This is a genomic window from Nonomuraea sp. NPDC049400 (assembly GCF_044466425.1).
Classification (GTDB): Bacteria; Actinomycetota; Actinomycetes; order Streptosporangiales; family Streptosporangiaceae; genus Nonomuraea.
On record NZ_JBITMP010000005.1, the window covers coordinates 387674 to 411144 of the forward strand.

General features: G+C 69.5%; 24 protein-coding genes. 19 read left to right on the forward strand and 5 right to left on the reverse strand.

Annotated elements, in window-relative coordinates:
• Nucleotides 1-142 precede the first annotated feature (142 nt).
• The gene (locus ACIBVN_RS09885) at nt 143-916 is read left to right on the forward strand and encodes a DUF2306 domain-containing protein (protein ID WP_397134575.1); all 774 of its coding nucleotides are present in this window, start codon (nt 143-145) and stop codon (nt 914-916) included.
• Nucleotides 917-1086: 170 nt separating this feature from the next.
• On the opposite strand, the gene ACIBVN_RS09890 is transcribed toward ACIBVN_RS09885, so the two are convergent.
• Nucleotides 1087-1818, reverse strand: a complete 732-nt coding sequence (locus tag ACIBVN_RS09890; RefSeq protein ID WP_397134576.1) for a TetR/AcrR family transcriptional regulator C-terminal domain-containing protein — start codon at nt 1816-1818, stop codon at nt 1087-1089.
• 63 nt (nt 1819-1881) lie between these two features.
• Between ACIBVN_RS09890 and ACIBVN_RS09895 the strand changes: the two genes are divergently transcribed.
• The 5 genes from ACIBVN_RS09895 to ACIBVN_RS09915 all read left to right on the forward strand — a co-directional run bounded on the left by ACIBVN_RS09895 (nt 1882) and on the right by ACIBVN_RS09915 (nt 5421).
• A complete protein-coding gene (locus ACIBVN_RS09895; protein WP_397134578.1) occupies nt 1882-2790 on the forward strand; it encodes a LuxR C-terminal-related transcriptional regulator in 909 nt (302 codons plus the stop codon).
• An 81-nt stretch (nt 2791-2871) separates the two neighbouring features.
• Nucleotides 2872-3276 (forward strand): nuclear transport factor 2 family protein, encoded by a 405-nt coding sequence (locus tag ACIBVN_RS09900; RefSeq protein WP_397134579.1) that lies wholly within the window; start codon nt 2872-2874, stop codon nt 3274-3276.
• Nucleotides 3273-3728 (forward strand): nuclear transport factor 2 family protein, encoded by a 456-nt coding sequence (locus tag ACIBVN_RS09905; protein ID WP_397134581.1) that lies wholly within the window; start codon nt 3273-3275, stop codon nt 3726-3728. The genes ACIBVN_RS09900 and ACIBVN_RS09905 overlap by 4 nt, the downstream gene beginning before the upstream one ends.
• The gene (locus ACIBVN_RS09910; RefSeq protein ID WP_397134583.1) at nt 3725-4603 is read left to right on the forward strand and encodes an alpha/beta hydrolase; all 879 of its coding nucleotides are present in this window, start codon (nt 3725-3727) and stop codon (nt 4601-4603) included. Before ACIBVN_RS09905 ends, ACIBVN_RS09910 begins: the two co-directional genes overlap by 4 nt.
• Entirely contained in the window at nt 4600-5421 is an 822-nt protein-coding gene (locus tag ACIBVN_RS09915) for an NmrA family NAD(P)-binding protein (protein ID WP_397134585.1), read from the forward strand. Before ACIBVN_RS09910 ends, ACIBVN_RS09915 begins: the two co-directional genes overlap by 4 nt.
• Before the next feature lie 87 nt (nt 5422-5508).
• Here the strand turns inward: ACIBVN_RS09915 and ACIBVN_RS09920 are convergent, their stop codons facing one another.
• Nucleotides 5509-5703 carry a hypothetical protein gene (locus ACIBVN_RS09920; RefSeq protein ID WP_397134586.1) on the reverse strand — a complete coding sequence of 65 codons (195 nt, stop codon included), beginning with the start codon at nt 5701-5703 and terminating at the stop codon, nt 5509-5511.
• 163 nt (nt 5704-5866) lie between these two features.
• Here ACIBVN_RS09920 and ACIBVN_RS09925 point away from each other — a divergent pair, with 163 nt between their 5' ends.
• From ACIBVN_RS09925 to ACIBVN_RS09940, 4 genes are all read left to right on the forward strand, one after another.
• A complete protein-coding gene (locus ACIBVN_RS09925) occupies nt 5867-6523 on the forward strand; it encodes a RadC family protein (RefSeq protein ID WP_397134588.1) in 657 nt (218 codons plus the stop codon).
• A gap of 1141 nt (nt 6524-7664) precedes the next feature.
• Nucleotides 7665-8141, forward strand: coding sequence for a GntR family transcriptional regulator (locus ACIBVN_RS09930; RefSeq protein ID WP_397134590.1), 477 nt, complete (start codon nt 7665-7667; stop codon nt 8139-8141).
• Nucleotides 8142-8182: 41 nt separating this feature from the next.
• Nucleotides 8183-8671 carry a GntR family transcriptional regulator gene (locus ACIBVN_RS09935; protein WP_397134592.1) on the forward strand — a complete coding sequence of 163 codons (489 nt, stop codon included), beginning with the start codon at nt 8183-8185 and terminating at the stop codon, nt 8669-8671.
• Between the two features lie 40 nt (nt 8672-8711).
• Complete coding sequence (locus ACIBVN_RS09940; RefSeq protein WP_397134594.1) at nt 8712-9185, forward strand: GntR family transcriptional regulator; 474 nt, start codon at nt 8712-8714, stop codon at nt 9183-9185.
• A gap of 102 nt (nt 9186-9287) precedes the next feature.
• Here ACIBVN_RS09940 and ACIBVN_RS09945 read toward each other — a convergent pair whose 3' ends face one another.
• The 3 genes from ACIBVN_RS09945 to ACIBVN_RS09955 are packed head-to-tail and all read right to left on the reverse strand — an operon-like array spanning nt 9288 to nt 11680.
• Nucleotides 9288-9692 (reverse strand): ASCH domain-containing protein, encoded by a 405-nt coding sequence (locus ACIBVN_RS09945; protein ID WP_397134596.1) that lies wholly within the window; start codon nt 9690-9692, stop codon nt 9288-9290.
• A 22-nt stretch (nt 9693-9714) separates the two neighbouring features.
• The gene (locus ACIBVN_RS09950) at nt 9715-10737 is read right to left on the reverse strand and encodes a hypothetical protein (protein ID WP_397134598.1); all 1023 of its coding nucleotides are present in this window, start codon (nt 10735-10737) and stop codon (nt 9715-9717) included.
• Nucleotides 10738-10783: 46 nt separating this feature from the next.
• Nucleotides 10784-11680, reverse strand: coding sequence for a DMT family transporter (locus tag ACIBVN_RS09955; RefSeq protein ID WP_397134600.1), 897 nt, complete (start codon nt 11678-11680; stop codon nt 10784-10786).
• A gap of 25 nt (nt 11681-11705) precedes the next feature.
• Here ACIBVN_RS09955 and ACIBVN_RS09960 point away from each other — a divergent pair, with 25 nt between their 5' ends.
• From ACIBVN_RS09960 to ACIBVN_RS10000, 9 genes are all read left to right on the forward strand, one after another.
• A complete protein-coding gene (locus tag ACIBVN_RS09960; RefSeq protein WP_397134601.1) occupies nt 11706-13103 on the forward strand; it encodes a PLP-dependent aminotransferase family protein in 1398 nt (465 codons plus the stop codon).
• 163 nt (nt 13104-13266) lie between these two features.
• Nucleotides 13267-13875, forward strand: coding sequence for a GNAT family N-acetyltransferase (locus tag ACIBVN_RS09965; RefSeq protein ID WP_397134603.1), 609 nt, complete (start codon nt 13267-13269; stop codon nt 13873-13875).
• Nucleotides 13876-13889: 14 nt separating this feature from the next.
• Nucleotides 13890-14765, forward strand: a complete 876-nt coding sequence (locus tag ACIBVN_RS09970; RefSeq protein ID WP_397134605.1) for a 1,4-dihydroxy-2-naphthoate polyprenyltransferase — start codon at nt 13890-13892, stop codon at nt 14763-14765.
• Nucleotides 14766-14795: 30 nt separating this feature from the next.
• Complete coding sequence (locus ACIBVN_RS09975) at nt 14796-15818, forward strand: adenosine deaminase (RefSeq protein WP_397134607.1); 1023 nt, start codon at nt 14796-14798, stop codon at nt 15816-15818.
• 65 nt (nt 15819-15883) lie between these two features.
• Nucleotides 15884-17119 carry a P-loop NTPase fold protein gene (locus tag ACIBVN_RS09980; protein WP_397134631.1) on the forward strand — a complete coding sequence of 412 codons (1236 nt, stop codon included), beginning with the start codon at nt 15884-15886 and terminating at the stop codon, nt 17117-17119.
• Nucleotide 17120: 1 nt separating this feature from the next.
• The gene (locus tag ACIBVN_RS09985) at nt 17121-18101 is read left to right on the forward strand and encodes a hypothetical protein (RefSeq protein WP_397134608.1); all 981 of its coding nucleotides are present in this window, start codon (nt 17121-17123) and stop codon (nt 18099-18101) included.
• Nucleotides 18094-20775, forward strand: coding sequence for a hypothetical protein (locus ACIBVN_RS09990; RefSeq protein WP_397134610.1), 2682 nt, complete (start codon nt 18094-18096; stop codon nt 20773-20775). The genes ACIBVN_RS09985 and ACIBVN_RS09990 overlap by 8 nt, the downstream gene beginning before the upstream one ends.
• Before the next feature lie 97 nt (nt 20776-20872).
• Entirely contained in the window at nt 20873-22105 is a 1233-nt protein-coding gene (locus tag ACIBVN_RS09995) for an FxsB family cyclophane-forming radical SAM/SPASM peptide maturase (RefSeq protein ID WP_397134612.1), read from the forward strand.
• On the forward strand, nt 22102-23373 hold the full coding sequence (locus ACIBVN_RS10000) for an HEXXH motif domain-containing protein (RefSeq protein WP_397134613.1): 1272 nt from the start codon (nt 22102-22104) through the stop codon (nt 23371-23373). Before ACIBVN_RS09995 ends, ACIBVN_RS10000 begins: the two co-directional genes overlap by 4 nt.
• The last annotated feature ends 98 nt before the right edge of the window (nt 23374-23471 follow it).

Genomic DNA, 23471 nt, shown 5'->3' on the forward strand with positions numbered 1-23471 from the left:
GGGCGGGTTCCGCGTCTCCGCCGGAGGTGTCCCGGGTGACTGCAGTCGGTTCGACTCTGGCTCCGGATTCGTGTCCCCCGCGAGGCTGGCCGCAACGGGCGGGCGGTGCGAGCCTGCCGCGACTTCTGTGAGGAGGCCTGTTGTGGCCACGACGTTGATGGGATCGGGTCCGGTGCCCGGCGAGGACGGGACGGGGACGCCGCACCCGGCGCCGCGGTCACGGCGTCGACGCCAGCTCGGCTGGATCATTCCACTGTTCATTGTGATGCTCGCGTTCGCGGTGTACTCGGTGCCGCCGTACCTCACCTTCGACCCGGCGCAATCACGGGTTGAGCTGTCCGATTCACCGCCATTTTTCTACCCCCTGCTCGTGGCGCACATCATCTTCGGCACGGTGGCCCTCCTGACAGGGTGCTTCCAGGTGTGGCCGTGGTTCCGCCGCTCTCACCCCAGGGCGCACCGCTGGATGGGGCGGGCGTACTTCTTCCTCGGTGTGTTCCCCGCCGGCATCGCCGTTCTCGGGGTCGCCCCGTTCGGCCACACGGGTTTCGGAGGGAACACTGGGAACACCATGCTGGGCGTGGTGTGGCTGATCACCGGGCTCGCGGGGTGGCGGATGGCTCGGCAGCGCCGGTTCCCCGAGCACCGCAGGTGGATGATCCGCAGCTTCGCGCTGACCACGTCCATCGTGGCCAGCCGGCTGTGGGCCGGGGTGCTGCTCGCCGTCCAGCTTCCGCGGCTCGACAGCGCCTACGGTGGCGACCAGCAGGCGATGATCGAGGCGATCGGTTCCGCAGGCGTATGGCTCAGCTGGGTCGTCAACCTGCTGATCGCGGAATGGTGGCTGGAACGCACGGACCACACCGGCAAGCCCAAGTCCCGTAAGCGTCCGCGCGGACGTGCCGCCTCCGCGTAAGGATGGCCCGCCGGCTGAGCCGAGGGTCGTCATCGGCGATCTTGTTGGCGGCCGATATCCGAATCCGGCCACCAGCGGCACGCGGGCGGTCGGCCCGGAGCCGTGGAGGCAGATCTTGGTGATCGCCCTGCGGCAGCTCTCGCCCAGGTCACCGGCACCCCTGATCTCGATCATGCTTCCTTCCGTCGAGCGACGAGTGCCTCGATGCCGTCGAGGAGCAGGGTGAGGCCGAAGGTGAAGTCGGCGTCCTCCACCCACTCCGGCGCCACGCCGAACGCGCCGGACTCGAGCGCCGCCGCCAGCCCCGGGTAGCCGTTCGGGTCGACCAGCTGGGTGAGCATCGCGGTGTAGCCGGCCAGTCCCTCGGGTCCCGCCTCGTCGACCGTCCCACTCATGGCGGTGACGAGGGTGGCGGCACTGACGGCGTAGGCGGACAGGGTGGTGGTGATGTTGACGGCCTCCGCCGCCGCCAGCCCGGCGCCGGTCAGCACGGTCAGCGACCGATCCAGCCAGCGCAAGGTGCGCGGGCCGACGGGCGGGGTGAGCGGCGCGACCTCCAGCAGCCACGGGCGGCTCGCCAGGAAGTCGCGGTTGGCACGGGTCCAGGCGGACAGGTACGCGCGCCAGGAGAGGTCGCCCGGCTCCGGCGGTTCCGGTGCCGCCGCGTCCACCATCGCGGTGAGCAGGTCGTCCTTGCTGGTGACGTAGCCGTACAGCGCCATCGTGGAGACGCCGAGACCGGCGGCCACGCTGCTCATCCGCACGCCGGCCAGACCTTCCGCGTCCGCGATCGTGATCGCGGCGTCGGCGATCCGCTGGAGGGTCAGACCGCGGCGAGGGCCGCGGCGCGACACGGGCTCCCGTCCCCACATCCGGGCGACGACCGTCGGGAGATTCTGCATCACACACCCTTCAGGCTCTCAATGCCGTACGAGATACAGTGTACCTAGTACAGAGAGGAAGCGATGACAAGCCTGGCAAGCCTGGGGCTGGCTGCCGAGCAGGAACGCCTCTACCGCCACCTGCTGCGCAACCCGCGCGCGCCCCTCGACCCCGCCCTGCTGCCGACCCTCGCGGAATTGCGAGCCCTGGGCCTGGTGGACGAGACGCTGAACGCCGCCGCCCCCACCGTCGCGATCGACCTGCTGGTACGGCGGCGCATCGAACAGACCCAGCGTCACCTGTCCGAGCTCAGCCTGGCCTGGGACGTGCTCACCGAACTGACCGAGGAACACCGCAGCGGCCGGCCCGTCCAGTTGGTCGAGCACCTGCCGGACGGGTCAACCGTCACCCGTCGCATCCGCGCTCTCCTGGCCGACCATCCAGAAGAGTTCGCCAACCTGAAGATCCGCGCGCGCGACAGCACCACCGAGTACGACAACACGCCGTTCATCCGGCTGCTGGCCCGTGGATTGCGCAGCCGTACCCTTTTCTCCGCTCACGCCCTGCAAGACCCCGACCAAGAGCCCCACGCCCGCAACCAGCACGTACTGGGCGACCTGCACCGGGTCACCACCGAGCCGATCCGCCACCTGGCCGTCGTCAACCGGCAGGTCGTCTTCGTCCAGGCCGACCCCGCCAGCCCGACGGCCGGTGCGCTGCAGATCCGCCAGCCCGGCCTGGTGGCCATGCTCGCCGACTTCTTCGACGGCATGTGGACCCGCGCCCGAGACCTGGATGATCTGCCCCTGTCCCCGATCGAGCAGCAGGTCCTGCACGCACTGACCCACCACGACACCGACGAGGCCGCAGCCCGCGCGCTCAACATCTCGGTCCGCAAGTTCCGCGCCCACATCGCCGACCTGATGGCCCGCCTCGGCGCCGCCACCCGCTTCCAGGCGGCGCTCCTGGCCAAGGAGCGCGGCTGGTTGTGAGGTCTCCTGCAGGTTTCTGCAGCCCGGCGTGCAACTTCTCCGTCTCCCACGCCCGCGTCCGGTGCGGACATGCTGGGCCGCATGGATCGATTCGACGTCATCGACACCTGCACCCGCATGGCCTGGCACGCCGACCAGCGCGAGTGGAGCAAGCTGGCCGAGGTGTTCGCCGGCACGGTGACCCTGGACTACACGAGCCTCAACGGCGGCGAGCCTGTCACCCTGACCCCCACCCAGATCATCGACGGCTGGCAGGGCGCGCTCGGCGCCTACGCGGCCACCCAGCACCTGCTCGGCAACCACCTGGTCACCTGCGACGGCGACACCGCGGTCTGCACCGCCTCCTTCCAGGCCACCCATCGCAAGAGCGACGACTCCCTGTGGACGCTCGGCGGCACCTACCGCTTCGACCTGATCCGCACCGGTGACGGCTGGCGCATCACCGGCGTCGTGATGACCACGGTCTGGAGCGACGGCACCCAATGAGAACACCCACCATCGTCGGAGTGGCAGCCGCCGTCCTGGTCATCGGCGGGGTGGTGGCCGTGCTCAGCAGCGACCACCTGCGCGCCGTCGCCACTGACGCCGTCCAGCCCCTGCCCTCGCCGGCCGCCTCGCGGGGGCCACTGGACACGGCGGCGCAGCGCTACCTGGACGCGGTGGCGGCCAAGGACGCCGCCGCTCTCGCCGCCGCCTTCGCCCCCGACGGCCTGGTCGTCGACGTCGGCCGCGAGATCCGCGGGCGGGACGCCATCCGGCAGTGGGCCGCGGCCGAGGTCATCGGCGGCGTCTACACGCTGCTCGACCACACACCACGGCAGGGCGGGGTCACCATGCTGGTTCGCTTCCAGCCCGGCGGCGCGGGCGGCTTCCGCGCCAACTACCACTTCGACATCACCGACGGATTGATCACCAAAGCCACCCTGGAGTACGCATGAACAAGGTCACCTTCGACAGCGACGGCGTCACCCTCGCCGGCAACCTGTACCTGCCCGAGGGGGTGGAGCGGGCCCCTGGCGTAGTGGTCGCCGGCACCTGGACCAGCGTCAAGGAACTGATGGCCGACCGCTACGCCCAGCGCCTGGCCGAGCACGGCTACGCGGCGCTGTCCTTCGACTTCACCGGCTTCGGCGAGTCGGGCGGCGAGCCGCGCGACGTGGAGAACCCGGCACGCAAGGTCCGCGACATCCACAACGCGGTCGGCTTCCTGGCCACCCACCGGGCCGTCGACCCCGACCGGCTGGGCGCTCTGGGCATCTGCGCGGCCGCGATGTACATGGCCGACAACGCCGCCCACGACCCCGTGGTGAAGTCCCTGGCGCTGGTGGCGCCATGGCTGCACGACGCCGCCATCTGCGAGGACGCCTACGGCGGCGCGGAGGCCGTGGCCGAGAAGATCAAGATCGGGCGCGAGGCGCGGTCACGGTACGACGAGACCGGCGAAGTCGACTACGTGCCGGTGGTCAGCGCCACCGATCAGCGCGCGGCCATGCCGTACGACATCGACTTCTACCTCAACCCCGCACGCGGCGGCATCCCCGCCTGGCCCAACCGCTTCGCCGTGATGGCCTGGCCGGACTGGCTCACCTACGACTCCATCGCCCTGGCCCCGCAGATCACCCAGCCGACCGTCATCGTGCACAGCGAGGACGCCGCCATCCCCGACGGCGCGCGCCGTTTCCACGCGGGACTGGCCGGCCCCAAGGACATCTTCTGGACCCAGGGCACCCAGTTCGACTTCTACGACCAGGAACCACAGGTGACGGTGTCGGCCGACACCGTGGCCGCGCACTTCGGAAGGACGCTGCGATGATCCTCGTCACCGGAGCCACCGGCAACGTCGGCGGCGCGGTCGTCCACGCGCTCGCCCGCACCGGAGAGCCCGTGCGCGCGCTGGTCCGCGAACCCGCCGACCTGCCGGTCGAGCAGGCAGTCGGCGACCTCGACCGGCCTGACTCCCTCGCCGCCGCCCTCGACGGCGTGCGCGGAGTGTTCCTGCTGCCCGGCTACCGCGACATGCCCGGGCTGGCCGCCGCGTTCGCGAGCGCCGGGGTCGAGCGGGTGGTGCTGCTGTCCAGCCAGGCCGCCGTGGCCACCGACACTCACAACGTCGTCTCGCAGTACATGATCCGCTCGGAGACGGCGGTGCGCGCGTCCGGCCTGGCCTGGACGTTCCTCCGGCCGGCCGCCTTCATGTCCAACGCGCTGCGCTGGCTGCCCCAGTTGCGGGCGAGCGATGTCGTGAGTGACGCCTTCGGCGACGTGCCGATCGCCAGCATCGACCCGGCCGACATCGCAGCCGTGGCCGCCCAGGCACTGCTGGAGCCAGGACACGAGGGCCGCGCCTACTCACTCAGCGGGCCTGAGGCGCTCCTGCCCGCCGACCGGGTACGCATCCTCGGCCAGGCGCTCGGCCGGGACCTGCGCTTCCAGGCGCTGGCGGACGAGGAGGCCAGGACGCAGATGAGCGCCACCATGCCGATCGAGTACGTGAAGGCGTTCTTCAGCTTCTACCGCGACCACACCATCGACGAGACCACCGTCCACCCCACCGTGGAACAGATCACCGGCCGGCCGCCCCGCACCTTCGACCAGTGGGCCACCACCCACGCCGCAGATTTCAGCAAGTGACTCTGTGATCGAAACCCCGCTGTGCGCGGCGTCGTCCACCTGCACAGCGGGAGCGGCGGTTTCTGCCTGCATCCAGCGTCGGTCTCATCAGACCCGAGCACGCGGGCGGAAGCCGTTGCCGGTCAGGGTCACGGTGTGAGGTCGTCCAGGGTGGCCGAAGCCCGCGGTCTCGGCGATGAAGCGCAGATGGTTACCGGGGAACTCGAGGAACGGGCAGCCCAGGCGTTCGGCCGCCTGGATGCGGGCGGTGCGGGCGTGGTAGGCGCCGGCGTCGGGCAGCACACGTGCTGACGTCCACCCAACACCACTGTGATCGCCGAGGCCAACGACCCACCAAGCCGACCTTCCACGACATTCCGCACGCACGACAACGAAAGGAAAAGCCGCAAACGCCCAGGTCAGAGATTGTCAGTGCGCGTTGATACAACGGGTGCGGAGGTTGCCGATGCGAGTCAAAGACCTGTCCAAGAGCGACCGGCCGCGCGAACGGCTCATGGCCAGCGGCGCTGCCGCGCTGGCAGACCGTGAGCTGCTGGCCGTGCTGCTCGGCTCGGGGTTTCGCGGGTCGAGTGCGCTGGACCTGGCCAGCCAGGTGATCAAGCATTGCGGGGATCTCGACGGCCTCCGCCGTTCGGACCCGCATCGGTTACTCGCCGTGCCCGGGGTGGGCCCCGCCAAGGCCGCCAGAGTGGCCGCGGCCTTTCATCTCGTACGTCGCGCGGACGCATGGCCGGAGCGCGAGCGGATCACCAGCACGTCCGACCTCGCCAACCACTGCGCGCCGCTGCTGCGCGGCCGCAGGCAGGAGCGGCTCGTCATGGTGGTGTGCGACACCCGCGGCAGGGTGCTGAAGCACTCGATCCTGACCGAAGGCGCGTCCGACCACACGCCAGTGCCGATCCGGGAGGCGATCACGGAAGTGCTCACCTCGGGCGGTGCGATGTTCGGCCTTGCCCACAACCATCCGGGCGGCTCACTCGACCCGAGCCCGGCCGACCTGGAGGCCACGGCCCATCTCGTCCAGGCCGCCGAGACAGTCGGCCTGCGCCTGCTCGATCACCTGATCATCACGGACGCTGCTTGGCGGCGAATCCCTACATAAATCGATTCCACTTGGGAGCATGGACCCACCTGATACCAAAGGGAATCATCCCGTGTATAGCGCCGAACAGCGGTTTTCCAAGTGACGGCCATGAGAATCTAATAACCGCGGGTAGGCCGTTACGGACGTCAGCCGGCCATTGCTCGCCGTGGCATGGCCCCGCGCCTCCGGAGGGCGCGAGATCATGCCCGTCGTACGCACCGATCCCGGGCGAAGCCCATCGCCCCTCACCGGGCTATGGGCAGGCGCGTCGCCCGGGGTCACGCAGGTGCGCCCCCGATGGCACGCTCGCGTGCCATCACCTGGGGTGTCCGGTTCGCGCGCTCGGCGGCCAAGCGCGGACCGGACACCCGTCTACTCTCACCCTCCACAGGTCCGCGGTGATGCAAGAGCGAAGCGGCGCGTGCTCTCGCTCCCACCCTCAACAGGTGGTTACGTCCCGTCGAGTGGTGTAGATCCGACCTTGAACGCGCGTCGCCTTCAACGACAGGGGCCATCGCGTGAGTCTCTGTGTGAAACCGCCGAGCGACACGCAGAGGAGAAGCACACGATGGCCCTGGACCAGTCTGCTCTGTTAGAGGTGCTGAAGTACTCAAGACCTCCGAGGCGAGTGAACGGGAGCGGCAGCAAAGACACAACTAACGTTGGCGCCCGGCACTGGGGGACGAACGGGGCCGTCGGCCGTGTTTGCTTGTAGGAGGCGAAATCCGGCAATGACGGCAAATTGTGATCAACATGACGTCCCATCCAGCAATCTCGTCCAGGCGACCAGCGCTTTCGCGTAAATGGTCCGGTGGGTTTCCTCTATCACCACCTCTTCATCAATGCGGCGAGTCCTGCGAATGAAGTACTCACCGCCGCTCTGGCACAGCTCGTAGCACGTCGGCGAGCAGGCGCACGTGTAATCCCGGACTCGTACGCGCTCGGCGAGCGGGCGCGCGGGGATCCAGCGCATGGTCACGTGACCGGGGCGGGGGTCCGGCACGTGGGGTGCCAGGTGGCAGCAGGGCAACCCAAGAGGATTGGTCATGGCCTGAACAATACGTCTAGTCGTCTCCTCCCGTCTAGCGAGAAAGAGCACTCTGCCTAAAGAGACAGAACGATATGGGCGTTCTTGCCCTTGTTGGTCTAAGTTGCAGGCGTGCTCGACTACGACGGAGACACTCACATCTACCTCCAGATCGCCAAGATCCTTCGGGAGCGAGTCTCCGGACTCGCGTCTGGACACCCCGTCCCGAGCGAGGCGGACATTCAGCAGGAGTTCGGAGTTGCCAGGACCACCGCCAGGCGGGCGGTTCACGTGCTGCGCGAGGAAGGACTCATCTACACCGTTCAGGGCGAAGGGACCTTTGTCGGCGGACCTGACGAAGCCCCTCGCAAGCAGCGAAAAGTCCCGATGTACCAGCAGATCGCGACGGACATCGCCGAGCAGATCAAGGCGGGACAGTTCTCGCCGCGACGGCCTATACCGGGCGAGTCAGCACTGGTGGAGCAGTACGGCGTGGCCCGGGAGACGGTACGGCGGGCCATGGCGCTCCTACGCGAGCAAGGCTGGATCTACACCGTCGCTCAGCGAGGCAGCTACGTGTCGCCGAAGGAGTCGTGGCCCCAAGCCTGACTCTGCTCGACTGCTTGTATCCAGACGTCTACGATATGAGCATGCTTGACCGCGACGGGCCCGTCCCGATCTATGTGCAGATTGCCGACGCGATCCAAGAGCAGATCATCAGCGGGCGGTTGCGGGCCGGCGAGGCAGTGCCGAGCGAGGCGGCCTTGGAGGCGAAGTTCGGCGTCGCGAGAACGACCGCGCGCAATGTGGTTCGAGAGTTGCGCAAGCGTCAGCTCGTCCACACCATTCAAGGTGAAGGCACATATGTCGGGCCTATTGGTGTTCCAAGGATGAGGCAGACGAGGGCCCTTTATCTGGAAATAGCCTGGGATATCGCTGCGAGAATCAGGCGCGGCGAGTTCCGGCCGAGGCGCTCGATCTCGAGCGAGAAGACTTTGATGCTGCGACATGGAGTCGCCAAGGTCACGGTCCGGAAGGCCGTAGCACATCTGAGGGAGCAGGGCTGGGTGTTCACCGTCCCGTATAGGGGAACATATGTGAATGAGCCCGAAAAGTGGCCTGCGAATAAGGGCACTTAATGGCTCTTCCTTTGACCGTTGGCTTGGATATCCTTGAGGGGTGCTGGATCGCTCGGGTGGCATCTACCTCTATGTTCAGATCAGCGAAGTCCTCAAGGCACGCATAATTGAGGGGCTCTCCCCGGGAGATGTCCTGATCAGCGAGGCAGGGATCCAGCGGGAGTTCCGTGTTGCGCGCACGACCGCGCGCAGGGCGATTCGCGTGCTGCGCAATCAGGGGCTGGTCCACACGCGCCAAGGCGGGGGCACGTTCGTGAGCGCTCCCGGTGCGGCAGAGGCCGACCAGGTTCCGTTGTACCGGCAGATCGCCGAGCTGATCCGGAAGCGCATCCAGGCGGGTGAGCTGCCTGCGCAACGCCCGCTTCCGAGTGAGGTCACGCTGGTGCGCCAGTACGGCGCCGCGCGTGAGACCGTACGGCGGGCCATAGCGCTGCTCCGTGAGCAGGGGTGGGTCTTCACCATTCCGCACCGCGGCAGCTACATCTCGCCCGAGGACCGCCGGCCCTCTTGCTGACCGGGCCACCAGAATGTCCTGACCGGCCGCCAAATTTCCGACCCACCGCCCGAACTTCCCAAGCCGACCACCCGAACGGCCTGACGCACCATCCGAACTGCGCTAGCCGGCCATCCGGCCGTCCTGGCCGGCCACGCGGAACCATAGGCAGACCACCGTCGTCGAGTCCTCCACCTCGTAGCCCTGCCCGGCCCAGTAGCGGTGGTGGGTTTCGCGCCAGTGCCCCACCGAGCGGTAGCCCTCGCCTTCCGCCTGGGCGAATTCCCAGGCGACCTCCGCGAACGGCGTCAGCTCCACCCTGGTTATTTCTATTTCCGCCACCTTCGCGCCCGCGTTGTCCGCGACGGCCAGGCGCTCGCCGACGTGCTCCACCTCCTCGCCCTCGGCGTGGTAATCGAGCGGCAGGAGCCCGGCCGTGGCCGTTTTCTCGCCTGACAGCACCAGCCCGGTCAGCCAGGCACGGAGTTCGCCGGGCGTGCCGAACTCCATCACTCTCATTCCGTCCATGCGAGGCCACATGGTCTGCATGTTAGAAGACCGGGATGATCTCCTCCGGGTCGATGAAGTCCACCGGCACGCCTTCCAGGTCCAGCTCCGGAATGGCGGGGAAGGCGATACCCCAGCGCTCCACGATCGCGCGGATCCTGGCCATGGCCACGCGCCAGTTCTCCGCCTGTTCCTCGTACGACAGGACGCCGAGACCCGCCTGCCTGGCGTGGTCCATGAGGACGCGGTGGTTGGGCAGGAAGTACGGCGGGAGCTCCCAGAAGCCTTCCGGCGGCTCCCAGAGGATCATGCTGAGGAAGACGAAGCCGGCTCTGAGCTGACGGGTGATGAGGGTACGGGTGTCGTCGGTGAGCCCGGGCCATTCGTTCTCCAGGATCGTCATGCAGATCTGGAGATGGCGGGACTCGTCGCGCCCGATTCGCTGGAACATCTCGCCGAAGACGGGATGCCGGGTGCCGGAGGCCATGCCCCTGAAGAGCGTCGAGGCGGCCATCTCCCCCATCATGAAACTGGTGAACAGGACCGGCAGCGAATATTTGCCGACGGCCGAGTTGTAGCCGTTCCAGTAGCGGCCGCCGTTGTGGTAAAGCCAGCCGATGTTGTTGTGGGCGGCCGATTCGAGGTCGTCGGAAGGGGTCCAGTTGAGCGGGCCGCCTGGCCATAGTTTGGCGATTGTGCGCTGACAGCACTCCTCGTGGTTCATCTCGTCACGGGTGATCGAGAAGAAGCACTTCCTGACCGGGTCCTCTTCGTGCTTTTCGAAGGCCTGGATGGTGGCGCGGGCGAACACGGCCGGTCCCGACGCGTCGAAGTTCGCCAGGACCGCGAACCAGTACATGATGCCCAGGCGCTGCTCCCGGGTGAAGTCGTCCGGGTCCAGGCCGTCCCAGGGCAGGTCGGCCGGGTTCCAGACCATGCGTTTGGACTTTTCGTAGATGGCGGCGAGTTTCTCGGTCTCCACCCGCCATTCCATGGGATAGATGTTCGGCTGCGGGATCTCCGGCGCAGGCCAGAAGCCGCCCTCTGGGATCGTGAGGTCCGCCATGGTTGTGACACCTCCTCTCTCATCCTGCTGGGCGGCGTCACGGCTTTCAAGTACGGGCGCGCTGGGTGATGGCCACGCAGACGAGCACGGCCAGGGCCGCGACCACCGTGGCCGGCCCGAATCGCTCGCCCAGCAGGACCCAGGCCCACAGGAGGTTGAGGAGGGGCTGGGTGAGCTGGGTCTGGCCCGCCCTGGCGATCCCGCCCTTTGCCAGGCCCGCGTACCAGGGGAAGAAGCCCAGGAACATCGAGATCAGTGATACGTACGCGAAGCCTGCTATCGCCTGTGGGGTGGGATTGACGGGGGTGGCGAGGGCTATTGCCGTGGCTATGGGGACGGTCAGGGGGAGGGAGAAGACGAGGGCGCGGGAGATCACCTGCCAGCCCGGGGTCTCCCTGGACAGGCGGCCGCCTTCTGTGTAGCCGATGGCCGCCGAGATCACGGCGCCGACCAGGAGGAGATCGGGCCAGGTGACCTTTGCCTGATGCTGGGTGAGGGTGAAAGCGGTTATGGCGATCGCGCCTGCCGCGCAGGCCACCCAGAAGAGGGGGCGGGGGCGTTCGGCCGCCTTCAGTACCGCGAAGACGGCGGTGGCTGCCGGGAGGAGCGCGATCACCACCGCGGAGTGTGAGGTGCTCGCGCCCATGGCAAGGGCCAGGCCACTGAAGACGGGGAAGCCGAAGACGACGCCCAGGGAGATCAGGGCGTACGCCGGCCACTCATGCTTCGGGGGGATCAGCTGGTTCTTGGTGGCCTTCAGGCAGACCAGGGCCACTGCTCCGGCCACGGCTGCCCGGCCTATCGCGACCAGCCACGGGTTGACGCCTTGCATGGCGTAGACGGTGGCCGGCAAGGAGCCGGAGAACGCCAGGACGCCCAGGAAGGCCAGGGCCGTGCCTTGGCGCGCGCGCCCCTCCGCCCGAGGGAGTGCTACTCCGTCCATGAGAGTAGCGCTATTCTGACTTTTCATGAACAACGATAGCAGTATCGCCCAGATAGCGGCGGTGCTGCGCGAGGAGGCCGTACGGCTCGGTCCCGGGGCGCGGCTGCCGTCCAGCCGGGAGATCATGCGGCGGCACAACGTCAGCCCCGTCACCGTGTCGCGGGCCATCGGGCAGCTGGCCGCCGAGGGCCGGGTGGTCGCGAAGCCCGGCAGCGGGGTGTTCGTGACGCCGCAGGTCACCGGTGGAAGGGACGCCGCCGACCTCTCCTGGCAGACTGTGGCGCTCGGGGACCGGGTCGTGGACGGAGAGCCCGTGGCGTCGCTGCTCGCGGGGGCGGCCGACGGGGTGGTGCCGCTGACCGGCGGATATCTGCCGCCGGGGCTGCGGCCGGACAAGCAGCTGGCCGCCGCGGCGGCACGCGCCGTGCGCAGGCCGGACGCCTGGGCCATGCCGCCTCTGGCGGGCCTGCAAGAGCTGCGGAGGTGGTTCGCGAGGCAGGCAGGGGGTGACGTGACCGCGGCCGACGCGTTGATCGTGAGCGGCGGGCAGGCGGCGCTCACGCATGCCTTCAGGGCTCTGGGCGCCCCGGGCACGCCGGTGCTGGTCGAGACGCCCACCTATCCGGGGGCGCTCTCGGCGGCCAAGGCGGCCGGGCTGCGGGCCACGGCCGTCCCCATGGACAGGGACGGCGTACGTCCGGAGCTGCTGGCCGAGGCGTTCGCCGTCACGGGCGCGCGGGTCTTCTTCTGCCAGCCCACCCTGCACAACCCGACGGGCGCCACTCTGACGGTGGCGCGCAGGGAGCAGGTGCTGCAGGTCGCCAGGGCGGCGGGGGCGTTCGTGATCGAGGATGACTTCGCCTGTTATCTGACCGAGCAGGCGCCTCCTTCCCTGGCGTCCATGGATCAGCACGGCACCGTCGTCCACGTGAAGTCGTTGACGAAGATCCTGTCGCCGAGCATGCGGGTGGCGGCGGTCATCGCCAGAGGGCCCGCCGCCCACCGGCTGCGGGCGAGCCAGCTCGTGGAGTCGTTCTTCGTGGCGCGGCCGCTGCAGGAGACGGCGCTGGAGTTCGTGGGGTCGCCGGCCTGGCCGCGGCACCTGACGGCCGTGCACGCCGAGATCAGGACCAGGCGCGACGCGCTCGCGACCGCTCTCGCCACGCGCATGCCGCAGGCGGAGGTGCACCTGCTGCCCATCGGCGGGATGCACCTGTGGGTCCGGCTGCCCGCCGAGGTCGACGAGAACGCGCTGGTCGAGGCCGCCAGGCGGAACGGGGTGCTGGTGAGCCCCGGCAGGATGTACTACCCGTCCGAGCCGCCGGGGCCCAGGATCCGGGTGACGCACATGGCCGCCGCCCACCAGGCGGAGCTGCATGAAGGAGTGCGGCGGCTCGCGCAGACGCTGGCCGAGGTCTCATAGCCACGCGACGCGCCCAGAGACGGCTGAGGTCCCGTTGGCGACACGCCGCGTCTTGCCAGAGATCGCCGGGGAAGAGGGGTTCGCGTCGTCTCCAAGGGTCAAACACCGATACGGTGTAACTCGTGCCTTGTGGCACGAACGGCAGGCGAAGGAGCGGGCCGAGATGGCAGACGTAGGCGTCCGGGCGGCCCGGCGCGAGGATGTGCTCCAGGTTGCGAATTGTCAGATCCGCGCCTGGCGCTACGGCTATCGGGATTTCCTCCCCGAAGGCCCACTCGAGCAGATGACCGGCCCGGCAGCCGAGAAGATGTGGCTCCGCCAGTGGGACGAGGCGATCGTCGCCCCGCCCACCGCCAGGCACCGCGTCCTGGTGGCGGTGGAGACCATCCTCGACACCGAGGGCTTTCCCGCCCTCGGCGCGGGCGGCAGCGCCGCCCTGACCACCCCCCGGGGTGGCGAGCGCGTGGTGGGGCTGGCCTCGCACGCTCCCGCTGAAGATCCCGACCTGGACCCCACCGTGGCGGCCGAGATGCTGACGCTGCTGGTCGACCCCGATTTCGTACGAAGGGGCCACGGCAGCCGGCTGCTCAACGCGACCGTCGACTACCTGCGCGAGGACGGCTTCCGGCAGATCGTCACCTGGGTGTTCGCCGACAACTACGCGGTGCTCGGCTTCCTGGAGTCGGCGGGCTGGGGCGAGGACATGGCCGAGCGCGTGCTGGACATGGGCCGCCCGATCAGGATGGTCAGGCTGACCACGGACATCAGCTAGAGGACTAGACACATATGGCAACCCCCGGCCAGTGGATCGCCGGCGCACGCCCGCGTACCCTCGCGAACGCCGTCGTGCCCGTCATGGTGGGCACCGGAGTGGCGATCGGCCAAGGCGGATTCGTGTGGTGGCGGGCGATCCTGGCGCTGTTCGTGGCGCTTTCGCTGCAGATCGGCGTCAACTACGCCAATGACTACAGCGACGGCATCCGCGGCACCGACGACCAGCGGGTCGGCCCGATGCGGCTGGTGGGCTCGCGCGCGGCCGCGCCGCGCCAGGTGCTGATCGCCGCGCTGGGCTCTTTCGCGGTCGCGGCGGTGCTGGGGCTCGTGCTGGTCGTTGTCACGCGGGCGTGGTGGATCCTGCTGGTGGGCGCCGCGTGCATCGCCGCCGGCTGGTTCTACACGGGCGGCAAGCGCCCGTACGGCTACCGCGGGCTGGGCGAGCTGGCCGTGTTCGTGTTCTTCGGCGTCGTGCCCGTGGTGGGCACGGCGTACGTGCAGACGGAGTCGCTGAGCTGGCCCGCGTTCTTCGCCTCGATCCCGGTCGGGCTGCTCTCGTGCTCGATGCTCGTGGTCAACAACCTGCGCGACGTCGGGACGGACGGCCAGGCGGGCAAGCGCACGCTGGCCGTGAGGCTGGGGGCCGAGCGCACCCGTACGCTCTATGTGGCCTGCCAGGTGGTGCCGTTCGTGGTGGCGCTGGCCATGATCCCGGTCACGCCGTGGGCAGCGCTCACCCTGCTGGCCGTGCCGCTGGCGATCCCCCCGATCAGGACCGTGCGGGCCAAGGCGGTGGGCCCGGCGCTGATCGCGGTGCTGCAGCAGACGGGCAAGCTGCAGCTGGCGTACGGGCTCCTGTTCGCGGTGGGTCTCGCCATCGCCTTCTAGGCCGGGGCTTCATCTTCTAGGCTTGGGCGGGTGAAGGACTTCATCGCGGGACTCCCCAAGTGCGAGCTGCACCTGCACATCGAGGGCACGCTGGAGCCGGAGCTCAAGTTCGAGCTGGCCGAGCGCAACGGCCTGGAGCTGCCGTATACCTCCGTCGAGGCGATGCGGGCCGCCTACGACTTCGACGACCTGCCGTCCTTCCTCAGGATCTACTACGAGGGCATGCAGGTGCTGCGCACCGAGCCCGACTTCTACGACCTGGCCATGGCCTATTTGCGCAAGGCCGCCGAGCAGAACGTGCGCTACGCCGAGATCTTCTTCGACCCGCAGGCCCACACCTCGCGCGGCGTGCCGTTCGACGTGGTGATCAGGGGCCTGCGGCGGGCGCTGATGGACGCCGAGGCGCGGCTCGGGGTGCGGGCCCAGCTCATCATGTGCTTCCTGCGCGACTTCCAGGCCGAATACGCGATGGCGACGCTGATGGAGTCGCTGCCGTACAAGGAGTGGATCGTCGGCGTGGGGCTCGACTCCGACGAGAAGGGCAACCCGCCGGCCAAGTTCGCGGCGGTCTACGAGCGCGCCAGGCAGGAGGGCTATCTCCTGACCATGCACTGCGACGTCGACCAGGACGACTCGATCGAGCACATCCGCCAGGCGGTGGAGGACATCGGCGTCAACCGCATCGACCACGGCGTCAACATCCTGGAGGACCAGCGGCTGGTCGAGGTGGTGCTGGAGCGGGGCATGGGGCTGACCTGCTGCCCGATCTCCAACGGCTACGTCACCGACTCGATGAAGGCCGAGAGCATCCGCAAGCTGATGGACCTGGGCGTCCGGGTGACCATCAACTCCGACGACCCCGCCTATTTCGCCGGCTACGTCGGGGAGAACCTCGAAGCGCTCCAGGAGGCGCTCCGGCTCACCCGTGAGGAGCTGGCCCAGCTCGAGCGGAACGCCTTCGAGATCACCTGGCTGCCCAGGCACCTCAAGGACGCCTACCTGGCCGAGGTCGACGCATACCTCGGGTCGAAAGGCGATATCACAGTTCAATAACCCGTGATATTCGGCGGTGCGGACGATGCATCCTCTTACTAGGGGGGATCATGCCCGATATCGCAATGCTCTCGGACGCACCGGTGGATTGGCGCGGGGATCTGCTGCAGTTTCGGCGATACGTCGACCCGCTGGTTTCGGTCATTACCAATCCCCGCACCCAGACGCCATTCACCATCGGCGTTTTCGGCGCGTGGGGAAGCGGGAAGTCGACCCTGCTGCAAATGGTCGACCAGCGGCTACTCGACCGGCACGGCGCGGAGTTCGTACGCGTGCATTTCAACCCCTGGGTGCACCGCCGCGAGCCCGAGATGCTCCTCCCCCTCCTCAATGCCTTGCACACGGCGCTGGACCAGGACCCCGCGCACCGCTTCGCCGACAGCGTCAAGCGGCTCGGCGTCATCATGCTGAACCTCGCCGCCGACGAGCTGCTGAAGCGGATCAACGTGGGCTCCGCGAGCGTGGAGAAGATCGGCAAGCTTGCCCAGCAGTACGCCGAGATCCGTGGCCAGGTCGACAGCCAGACCGGACGCCTGCGCGGGCTCCTGCAGGAAGAGGCCGACCGCCTGGCCGAAAAGGGCCGAAAAATCATCTTCTTCGTTGACGACCTCGACAGGTGCGAGCCCGACCAGATCATCGACGTGCTGGAGTCGATCAAACTCTTCCTCGACCTCAGGAACGTCTTCGTGATGATCGCGCTGTCCAAGGACGTGGTCGACCGCGGCGTGTCGGTGAAGTACAAGCCGTTCGACTTCCCCGATCACGCCGTCATCGCCGACGACTACCTCGACAAGATGATCCAGCTGCCGCTGCACCTCTACCCGATCGGATCAGCGGAGGTGGGCGACTTCATCCGCGGCTCGCTGCTGGGCGATCTCGCGGGCAGGCACATCGCGACGCTGGAGCGGATCGTCGCGCCGAACCCGCGGAAGATCAAGCGCGTGCTCAACCTGCTGCGGGTGACGGAGGCCATCATCGAGGGCACGCCGAGCCTGGCCGGATTACAGCCCGACCTCGTCGTGCGTCTGGTGGTGCTGCGCGTGCAGAGCCCCGAGCTGTTCATGGACGTCGTGCGGCAGCCGGCGCTGCTGGTGGCGCTGGAGCTGGTCTACCAGGACAAGCTGGCGACCGACGCGCTCAGGGGATTCCAGCTGCGCTTCGGCGCGCGGGCCGAGGAGATCCAGGGCTTGACGAAGGCCTACCACGGCAAATACGGCTTCCTCGCGCCGCTGTTCACCGGCTCGGCGTTCGAGCCGGCAGCCGCCGAGCTGCCCGACTACCTGACCATGATCGGCGGGTGAGATGCACCCCGCCGACGCCCGCTACGAGCTCTACGGCCTGCAAGGCAACCCCTACGCCGTCAGGCCCCTGGACGCCGTCTCCTCCGACTCGGATCGCGAGATGCTGCTCGAGCTGGCCGGCATCCGCATGTCGGCGATCGAAGAGGCCGTCGAGCGGGCGGTCGCCAGGAAGCGGCCCGCCTTCTTCCTGATCACCGGGGTGGGCAAGAGCGGCCGGACCTCGCTGGCCAACCACGTCATGCGCCTCTACCGGGACGCCTGCGACAAGCCCGGCTACACGTTCGTGACCCATTACGCCGAGCCCGAGGACATGACGCACGACGCGTACGCGCAGATGTGCTCCACGCTGCTCGACCTGCGCAACAAGATGAACGAGTGCGCGATCAAGATCCCTGACGAGCTCCGCGCCCGCTTCACCGAGCTCAGCCGGCGCAGCAGCACCGACCCGATGAACGAGTACGACCTGCAGGAGATCGCCGGCTTCGCCGGTGCCACGTTCGCCGTCGCGAACGTCGGCTTCGGCGTCCGGTACGAGGGTGTGCCGGCCAGCAAGCTGATCTGGCTGGCCATGAAGGTGTTCGAGAGCACGAGCACGGTCGTCGTCTTCGTCGTGGACGCCTACGACCACGCGAACACCGCCCGGCTGACCATGGCCGACCGGGAGCGGTTCGCCGCGCGGGGGCACATCGTGGACCTGGGCGCCCTGACCCCGGAGCAGATCGCCGAGCTGGCCCGCCGCCGGTGGAACGGCCGGCCGCCCCCTCCCTTCCACGAGGAGGGGCTCAGGGGCGCGCTGAGCGGCCGCACGTACACCGTGGGCCAGGCCATGCGGCGCCTGGAGCTGCTGCTCGAGTTCCGCCTCAGAGAGTACGAGAAGGACGACCCGTGGCCGACGGCCGACCTGCACATGCCCGAGAGCTGGCTGCGGCTCAGGATCTGGCAGGGCGAGAGATGGAACGGGCTTGGAGGCACCCATGGCTGACTACCCCCGCCGCAATCCCTTCCCTGCCCGGGGCACCTCCAGCGCGGAGGAGACCTCCCTTCCCGGTTTCCTGAGCGACTGGTCGCGCCTCACCCCCACCGCGATCCTCCCGGGCGTGCGCGGGGCCCTGCGGGCGGCCAGGGCGTACCTCGACGGCTTCCCGCGCGACGGCGGGCTCAGCTGCCTGTTCGGCGCCCACGGCATCGGCAAGACGCATGCCGCCCGCCACATGATGGCGTTCGTCCACGGCGCGAACCCCGAGGCGGTCCAGGTCTACCTGCGCTTCCAGGAGGACGACTTCGTCGCCGCCTACCGCCGCCTGGTCTCCCAGCTGCCGCGGCCGCTGCTGGCCGACCTGAGCCTGAGCTACCTGAGCACGATCGAGGGCGACCTGGCCGCCAGAGCGGCGGGCGACCTGGTCCCCGCCGAGGGCGAGCCGGCGGAGCTGATCGGCGCCGACCAGGTCGAGTCCGGGGAGGTGCTGGAGGAGCAGGCCAAGGAGATCGCCGCCGTGGCGGGCGACGCGCCGCGGTTCCAGCGGGCGCTGTCGTACCTGATCAGGCCCGGCTACTCCGAGGCCGCCTACGACTGGTTGTGCGGCAAGCCGATCAGCGCCGACGCCGCCGCGGCGATCGGGGTGGGCGGCCAGATCGACGACCCCCTGACCTGCCGCTACGGGCTGCAGCTGCTGACCGCCCTGGTGACCAGGGGCGGGCGGCCGTTCGTGGTGGTGCTCGACCAGTGCGAGAAGTTCCTGCTGGAGGACGGCGAGCCGGTCCCCGCGAACATCGGCCTCCTGCAGAGCCTGGTCGAGGTGATCCCGCAGGCCTCCGGCATGCTCCTGCTCGTGACCAGCGAGAGCGGATGGCACGGCATGCCGCAGGACCTGCGCCAGCGGCTCGACGCCGGCGCCTGCCACATGCTGCCGCTCACGCCGGACGAGGCGCGGCAGGTGCTGGCGGCGTACATCGGCGCCGCGGTCAAGGGCGCCTCCGACGGCATCCGGCCGTTCACCGAGAAGGGCCTGCTGGAGCTGCTGCGTCACAGCGGCGGCAACATCCGCCTGCTGCTGCAGCTGGCCTGGTCGAGCTTCGAGGCCGCGGCGCCGCGCTCGTCGCCGATCGACGCCGGAGTGGTCGCCGGCGCGTCGTCCCGCCACAGCCGCTCCCCCAGCCTCGCCCGGCTGGCGATGCTCGTCGAGAACGAGCTGCGCACGGGCGGGCTGGCCGCCGAGCGGGTCGAGGAGAACGGCCGGATCATGTCGTTCCAGCTGCCCGACCGGCGCGAGCCGCGAGTGGTGATCAAGTTGTCCGAGGCGGTGTTCTTCGACGACGAGGCGCTCAACGCGACCGAGCTCGTCGGCTCCGCCGCCCGCTCGGCCTTCACGGCGCTGCTGGTCACGGGGTACGTCAGCCCGCCGGTGCTGGACGCGCTGCGTGGCGTGCTGCCCGAGGTGCTGGTGGCCGACGGGTCCGCCGGCTTCGCCCGCGAGCTGCACGGGCTCGTCGAGCGGATCGCCTCCATGCCCGCGGAGGCGGGCCGGCCGGGCGAGCTCGACCTGGCCACGCGGGCACGCCTCGAGGAGCTGTACGTCGGCCGGCTCGGTGAGGCGGCGGCGCTCCGCCACGAGCTCGCCAAGCTGGCCGAGCGGCTCGAACAGGACCAGCGCAAACCGCCTCCCGGCTGGCCCGCCCGGCGCGCGGACCTGGTGGAACGCATCTCCCAGGTCAGGGCCGAGCGCGCCGCGGCCGACTGGGAGGAGTTCCGCAGGAGCCGCACCGACGTCGTCAACCGGCGGGAGACGCTGCTCGGCTGGCTGGCCGTGGCCATCGGCGCGGCGGCGGTGCTGATCGCCATCGCGCTGGCGACCGCTTCGCTCAACTCGATCCCGCTGAGCGCGGCGCTGCTGGCGGGGGCGCTCGGCGCGGCGGGCGGCGCGATGCTCGCCCGGAACAGGCTGGCCGCGGCCAGGGTGAGCCACCCGAAGGCGATCCTGCAGTCGGAGCGCGACCTCGACCGGCTCGCCCGCGAGACGGTGCCGGACGCGCGCGCCGTCGACCCGCTCAGGCGCTACGCCTACGCGCTCAAGACGGACCCGGACGAGGCGTACCCGCAGCTGGCGGAGGCCCTGCTGCGCGAGTCGCTGCCCCTGGTCAGGCAGGCCATGGGCCGCCGCCTGGCCGCCTCCGCCCGCCCGCTCGCTGACTGCGTGCCCGAGGTGCTGCGCGGGCGGCGCGAGGGCGTTCCCGAGGTGCTGCTGCTGCTGGCGCGCAGGCAGCGGCACGCCGAGTCGGACCGGCCGCCGCGCGTGCTCCGCGACCTGCCGCCCGAGCTGCGCGTGCTCGTCGCGCTCGCCAACCCGGACACGCTCGACCTGGCCGACGGCGCGGTCACGCGGCAGCCCGCCGACCTGGCGCTGGAGGCGCTCGGCGTACGCGGGCCGCAGCACCCCCTCGCGCGGGCCTTCCGTGGGGTCGTGGCCCAGACCGCGCCGATCGAGATCCCGCCGAACGCGCTCAGGGCCACCGCGCATCTGCTGTCCCCGCTGGAACGCGACGGGCTCGGCACATACGACTGGCTCCCAGTGATCGCAAAAGTAGATGATCTATACCTATTTTTCGAGGAATTGCTCTATTACCAAGAAGAAATTCGTTCCAGCAGCCATAAATCTTGACTAGCCATCGAAGTCGTGAGACATAGGGACCGGGGGCCAGCGCCGTTTCCCGCTCATCGAGCCCAGGATGGGGCGCACGACGCATAAGGGGTAGCCGTTGTTAGGAAACCCTCATTCGCAGCCGCTGCTCACCGGTGGATTCCCCGAATTGCTCGACGTCGGGGCGCTGCTGGCCGGCGGCTGGAAACCGCTGGCGTTCCAGCAGTACATCCTGAAGATCCACAGCCGCTGCGATCTCGCCTGCCGCCACTGCTACGTGTACGAGATGGCGGACCAGAGCTGGCGCGATCAACCCCGCAGGATGTCCGACGCCATCGCCGACCGGGCTGTCGAGCGGATCGCGGAGCACGCCACCCGTCACGACCTGCCGGAGATCGACGTCGTCCTGCACGGCGGCGAGCCCCTGCTCGCGGGGCCAGAGCTCATCTCGCGGCTGGTACGCGGCATCAGGGGCGCGGTCAAGACCGGCACCCGGGTCAACGTCAACATCCAGACCAACGCGGTCCGGCTCGACGAGGAGTACCTGCGGCTGTTCGAGTCGCTGGAGATCCGCGTCGGGGTGAGCATGGACGGCTACGCGGAGGGCCACGACCGGCACCGCCGCTTCGCCAACGGGCGCGGCAGCCACGCCCTGGTCAGCGAGTCGCTGCGGCGGCTGACCGCGGGTCCCTACCACCACCTGTTCAGCGGGATCCTGTGCACGGTGGACGTGCGCAACGATCCGCTGCGCACGTATGAGGCGCTGCTGGAGTACGACCCGCCCGCGATCGATTTCCTCCTCCCGCACGGCAACTGGGCGACGCCGCCCCCGTTCCGCGTGCCTGGCTCCCCCGAGACGCCGTACGCCGACTGGCTGATCACGATCTTCGACCGCTGGTACGACAGCCCGGTCCTGCAGACCGAGATCCGGCTGTTCCGGGAGATCATGCGCCTGCTCATGGGCGGCCACTCCCGGGCGGAGGCCGTCGGGCTGTCGCCGATCCGCATGATCGTGATCGAGACCGACGGCGGCATCGAGCAGTCGGACATCCTGAAGAGCGCCTACCACGGCGCGCCCGAGACCCGGCTGCACGTCCTGCGGGACCCGCTGGACGAGGCGCTGCGGCATCCGTCGATCGTGGCGCGGCAGATCGGCGAGCTCGCGCTCTCCCCCGACTGCCGCGGCTGCGACCTCGTGTCCACCTGCGGCGGCGGCCTGTACGCCCACCGTTACAGCCCCGGTGCCGGCTTCGCCGAGCGCTCCGTCTACTGCCCCGACCTGTACCGGTTGATCTCGTACATCGGCGCGCGGTGTGCGCGGGACGTGGCGCGGCTGCGGGGAGCCGGATGAGCCCGTCTCCGCACCGGATCTCCGTCACGTCGTTCGCCGGGCTGGCCGCCGGCGAGGGCGGCGCGCAGGCCCTGGCCGAGCTGTGCGCCGCGCAGGAGAGCAAGCACCGCCTGCTGGTACGGCTGCTCGTGGCCGAAGCAGGGGCACACCGGCACGCCGCCCTCGTGGCACGCGCCTATGAGGCGCTGTCACAGATGGAGACGGACGCGCCCGAGGAGGTCGGCCGCGTGCTGCGCCACCCCGCGCTGGGCTCGTGGGCGCTGAGCACGTGCCAGGGCCGCGGGGAGCCCGGTCGGCTGGCGGCGGTCGCCCTGGCCCTGGCCGTGCGCACGCGTACCGCCTGCCGCCTGGAGGTGCCGGTCGGCGGCTCGCTCATGCTGCCCTCGGTGGGCCTGCTGAGCCTGCCCGGCGACCTGCCGGAGGTGGCCGAGGTGTCGGTCGAGCCCGCGGCGGGCGGGGCCGAGCTGCGGGTCGGCAGCCGCACGTACCTGGTGGACGTGTCTGGCGACCGGCCGGGCTGGCAGGTCCTCCACCGCGTCTCCGTCGCGCCCGGCGTGAGCATGACCATCGACGACCTCGACCCGTACCGCTGGCCTGGGGACGACGCCGACGGGCGCCTGACCGGCGAGCGGCGGCGCAGGTGGGCCGCCTGCCTGCGCGAGGCGTGGGAGATCCTGCGCTTGCGCCACCGGACCGTGGCGGGCGAGGTGGCCGCCGCGGTCTCGGTGCTCACGCCCGTGGTCGCCCGCTCGGCGAACCAGTACAGCGCGTCGGCGCGGGTCACGTTCGGCACGATCGCGCTGTCCGACCCCATCGACGGCATGGGCATGGCGCTGACCCTCGCCCACGAGCTCCAGCACGCCAAGCTGGACGCGCTCAGCGCGGTGGTGGAGCTGACCCTGCCCGACGACGGGCGCCGCTTCTACGCGCCCTGGCGCCCGGACCCGCGCCCGCTCTTCAGCCTGCTGCACGGCGCGTACGCGCACGCGGGGGTGGCCGGGTTCTGGCGGCGGCACATCCAGGACCCCGAGCACGGCCCGCGGGCCCAGGTCGAGTTCGCCCGCTGGCGCGAGGCCGCGTACCAGGCGACCGGGACGCTCCTGGACAGCGGCGGGCTGACGGATCCCGGCACCCGCTTCGTGGCCACGCTGCGCGACACGCTGGGCCGCTGGCGGGCCGAGCCGGTGACGCCCGACGCCACCGCCCAGGCCCGCCTGCAGTCGGAGCACCACAGGGAGGCCTGGGTCAGGACGAACACCCAGGTCTAGATGCAATGCCGTTTAGTTTGGCTTCACGCTGGTTTGTCAAGGTTCATCGGGCATGTGGATGTTGATGCTGATGGTGGCCTTGTAGCTGGTTCGGTCGA